The 336-nt window shown below is 37.8% G+C and carries 1 protein-coding gene and 1 pseudogene; both read left to right on the forward strand.

Annotated elements, in window-relative coordinates:
• Positions 1-13 precede the first annotated feature (13 nt).
• Positions 14-142, forward strand: coding sequence for an aminoglycoside 6-adenylyltransferase (locus CK486_RS18615; RefSeq protein ID WP_095941615.1), 129 nt, complete (start codon positions 14-16; stop codon positions 140-142).
• Positions 143-154: 12 nt separating this feature from the next.
• Positions 155-336 (forward strand): annotated as a pseudogene (locus CK486_RS18620) (aminoglycoside 6-adenylyltransferase); the annotation flags it as partial.

Genomic DNA, 336 nt, shown 5'->3' on the forward strand with positions numbered 1-336 from the left:
ATATGCCAAGCAAATGTTTGAATGTGTAATTAGAGCTGAATTGGATGAAATGGTTTCGTGGTGGATTGGCATAAAACACGATTTTCAAGTGTCACCGGGGAAAATGGGCAAGTATTTCAAAAAGTATCTTCCTGAATCGTAAAAAGAGCCGACAGAATCTATGTTTATGAGTTGTTGTAATAATTTTTGGTGGTGTTTACAAAACGTTGCGAAAGGAATTTGGCGTGATGAATTGCCATATGCCAAGCAAATGTTTGAATGTGTAATTAGAGCTGAATTGGATGAAATGGTTTCGTGGTGGATTGGCATAAAACACGATTTTCAAGTGTCACCGGG

The sequence above is a fragment of the Pseudomonas sp. HAR-UPW-AIA-41 genome, from assembly GCF_002304225.1.
GTDB lineage: Bacteria > Pseudomonadota > Gammaproteobacteria > Pseudomonadales > Pseudomonadaceae > Aquipseudomonas.

Bases quoted from the DNA above. Each gene is read 5' to 3' on its own strand.
- CK486_RS18615 (WP_095941615.1), top strand. From the start codon at position 14: ATGTTTGAATGTGTAATTAGAGCTGAATTGGATGAAATGGTTTCGTGG.